The 3,491-nt window shown below is 62.6% G+C and carries 3 protein-coding genes; all 3 read left to right on the top strand.

What is annotated here, in order from left to right; all coding sequences use genetic code 11:
• Positions 1–251: 251 nt before the first annotated feature.
• The 3 genes from AC0Z9V_RS18080 to AC0Z9V_RS18070 all read left to right on the top strand — a co-directional run bounded on the left by AC0Z9V_RS18080 (position 252) and on the right by AC0Z9V_RS18070 (position 3,194).
• Complete coding sequence (locus tag AC0Z9V_RS18080) at positions 252–1,358, top strand: tyrosine-type recombinase/integrase (RefSeq protein WP_485142383.1); 1,107 nt, start codon at positions 252–254, stop codon at positions 1,356–1,358.
• The gene (locus tag AC0Z9V_RS18075) at positions 1,355–1,693 is read left to right on the top strand and encodes a helix-turn-helix domain-containing protein (protein ID WP_158505463.1); all 339 of its coding nucleotides are present in this window, start codon (positions 1,355–1,357) and stop codon (positions 1,691–1,693) included. Before AC0Z9V_RS18080 ends, AC0Z9V_RS18075 begins: the two co-directional genes overlap by 4 nt.
• A 145-nt stretch (positions 1,694–1,838) precedes the next feature.
• Positions 1,839–3,194, top strand: a complete 1,356-nt coding sequence (locus AC0Z9V_RS18070) for a recombinase XerD (protein WP_485142382.1) — start codon at positions 1,839–1,841, stop codon at positions 3,192–3,194.
• Positions 3,195–3,491 lie beyond the last annotated feature (297 nt).

Here is a 3,491-nt window from a genome sequence, read left to right as displayed (position 1 = left end):
GTAGTCTGCGTATCTCATCTGATGAATCATTTGGGCCCTCTCCCGCACGGTTCCGCCTCGTGTACCTGAGGCGCCCTGCGCCGCGGTGTTCAGCGATTTTCGCCCGCTCCAATCGACGCTCCCCATCTTGACTACGCGGGGCAGGCTGACACGTCGAAGGACCTTGCAGGACGCTCTGACCTGCTGATTTGCTGAGATGATGCAATCAATGAAACATTGATTCAAATCTTGGAGCAGGTTTGGGAGGCGGAATGGCGGTCGATGGATCTGGACGCGTACACCTTCTGGGATCCGCCCAGCTGCTGCATCCTGAACAGCAGACCTTCGATGAGATGCTCGATGGCTGGCGGAACCAGCAGCTGTCGCGCAACCTGAAGTTCGACACCATTGATCAGCGCATCCGGTACGTCCGCAGGTTCGTGGACCATGTGAATGAGTTTCCGTGGCACTGGACCTCCGCCCATGTCGAGGAGTACTTCGGGGATCTGCGCTCGGTCCGGCATGTGAGTCACTCAACGCTGCGGGCCTACCAGTCCGCGCTTCGGCACTTCACGTCCTACGTCGCTAATCCCGACTACGGCTGGGACCGGGTCTGCGAGCAGCGCTTTGGCACGCATCCGGCCCAGGTTTTTCATGAGTGGAACACTTCCACGCATGTGCAGGAATTCGAAGGCCGGCCGTCCAAGCGTCCCTTCACCAGGGAGGAGCTCCAAAAACTCTTCGACCACGCCGACGACGAGGTCGAGGTGATTGAGAGCTCGGGTAAGAAGGGCTGGCAGGCGGCCTACCGGGACGCCGTGATGCTTAAGATGGCGTACTCCTATGGGCTTCGATTCAATGAGCTGCGCCATCTGCAGACCGTTGACTTCGCAACCAACCCGCACGCGCGGGAGTTCGGAAAGTTCGGAGTCTGCAAGGTCCGGTTCGGTAAGTCCCGCCGAGCATCACCGCCCAAGCCCCGCAGCGTCCTGACGGTCTTCGACTGGACCGCCGGCGTCCTCGAGGATTGGCTCACCAACGGCCGTGGAACTCTTCACAGCCTCGACCTCTTCCCCAGCGAACGCGGCGGACTGATCGTCGAATCCACCCTCCTGCGGCGGCTCCGGCGATACCTCGACGAGCTGGGAATGCCTATGGACGGGCTGGACCTGCATTCCCTGCGCCGCTCTTATGCCACGCACCTGTTGGAGGCCGGATGGGATCCTAGATTCGTGCAATACCAGATGGGCCACGAGTACGCCTCGACCACCGGCATCTACCAATTCGTCAGCGACGACTTCCGCCGCACCTCTTTGAGGGCGTCGCTGGACCGCACGATGGACGCGGCCTTGGGCCAACATGCGGGAGGTCAGCGATGAAGCGCCAGGTCGAATACACCTGGCGGCTGTCCGAACTGATGGCAGCCCGGGGCCTTCACAACACCACCGAGCTCATCCCCTTGCTTGCCGAGCGCGGGATTGTCCTGTCTCGCCCGCAGGTCTACCGCATCGTCAACCAGAAGCCCGAGCGGGTCGCTCTCCAGGTCATCGCTGCGATCTGCGACATTTTCTCCTGCGGCCCCGAAGACCTCATTACCGTCACCGCCGCCGATGTCCGGGCCCGCAAGACCGGAAGCATCAACTCCCCCAACGTGGTGGAGCTCAACCGCACCGTCCGCCCGCACCGCGCCCGCATCATTGACGATGACCACTGAAGAACCGGAAGGACTTGCTCCGCGTAATACCGTCCGCGGCCGGCCCCGTACGAGCGGGACCGCCACTTGCGCCCGGTGCGGCCGCAACGCCGGCAAGACCCGGGCAACCTGGCCGGAAGGCAAAATCTGCGGACCCTGCTTTACCGTGGCGACCCGCACCCACGGCACCTGCCCCGGCTGCGGGCAGCACAGGTTGCTCCCCGGCCCACCCACACAAGATGAAGGACCACGGTGCGCGCCCTGCGCTGGCATCCTCCACGACTTCCACTGCGCCCGATGCAACCAGGAAGGCGAGTTCTACCGGCGCGGTATCTGCGCCCGCTGCGCGCTCAGAGATGACCTCGCCGCCCTGCTGCTCACGAATCCGGCCAATCCCATAACCGCGAACCGCCTCGTCGATGTCCTCTGCCAAGCCAATCGACCGGAAAGCATCATCACCTGGAAACGCTCCGCCAAAGTCCAGACCCTCCTAACTTCCATCTCGGGCGGACAGACTCCCCTGACCCACGAAGGCCTCGACAGTCACCGCGACACGGCAGGGCGGGCGGTCGACCACCTTCGGGCGCTGCTCGTTCACCACGGACTCCTCCTCCACCAGGACCCCTACCTGAACCGCTTTGAAGCCTGGATCGAGAACAAGCTCCGCCCCCTGCCCGCCGAGGTCGCCAAACCCGTCGAGCACTTCGCCAAGTGGCACCACCTCAGACGCATCCGCGCCATGGCAACCCCAGAAAATACAGTCCAGCGCCCGGTGCACTCCGCCAAACAGGAGATCACCGAAACGATCAAGTTCCTCGACTGGCTCTGGCAGACCCATGGCCGCACCGCCGCCACCTGCACCCAGCAGGACGTAGACACCTGGCTCGCAACAGGCCCCACCACCCGAAAGGCCATTCGGACCTTCTTCGTCGTCGCGAAAAAGTCCGGCATGAACATGCGAGTCAAGATTGGGCACTACCCCGCTCAGGGCCGGCCTGCCCTCCCGCAGAACCAACGTCTTGCCTGGCTCAAGGAACTGCTTACAGGCACCAGTGAGTCCCTGCCCTACAGGATTGCCGGAACACTGCTCCTCCTCTATGCCCAACCACTGGTCCGGGTGGCCGCGCTCCGCACAGACGACATCAGCATCAACGACACCACCGGCACGATGACGATCTCCCTCGGCACTCATCCAGTGCCCGTCCCACCGCCTTTAGCGGAACTCCTCCGCAAACACCTCCAAAACCGCCCCAACCTCCGAACCGGTTCAGACACGGCAAGCCCCTGGCTCTTTCCCGGAAGCAGGACAGGACAGCACCTCCACCCGAACACGATCATGCTCCGGCTCCGTGGGCTCGGAATAGAACTCCGCGGTGCACGGAACACGGCACTGGACGAGCACATCTCCGTCACGCCACCACCACTGGTCGCCGATGCTCTCGGCTACAGCTACCAAGTTGCATTCCTCCACGCCGACGCAGCAGGCAACACATGGTCCCGATACGTCGACCAACGTCGGTGACAACTGGAACCAGCAGCACTAGGCTCCGGACATGCCAGAGCGAAGATGGTTCCGGAATGATTCCCCCCGCGTCACGTACGTGGTGCTCGGAACCCTCATCGGAACGAATGCGCTGTTCAACTCCGTCTCACAACCGATCTGGGTAGCACTCAATGTGCTGGTAATCGTCGTCAGCTTTGGCCTCGCCATCGCCAACGCAGTGGGCCTAGTCCTCCGCCGACGTCACCGGAAGCACACCAGCTCTCAGGCTCCGGACCAAAGAATACGCCCACATCAAATACGCAGCGGTGCCAGTAA

The sequence above is a fragment of the Arthrobacter sp. UYP4 genome (assembly GCF_057291175.1).
The sequence above is the reverse complement of the archived record's forward strand: the minus strand, read 5'-3'. Positions and strand labels throughout refer to the sequence as shown.

Excerpts from the sequence above, each read along its gene's own strand:
- AC0Z9V_RS18080 (WP_485142383.1), top strand. The coding sequence starts at position 252 with ATGGCGGTCGATGGATCTGGACGCGTACACCTTCTGGGATCCGCCCAG.
- AC0Z9V_RS18075 (WP_158505463.1), top strand. The coding sequence starts at position 1,355 with ATGAAGCGCCAGGTCGAATACACCTGGCGGCTGTCCGAACTGATGGCA.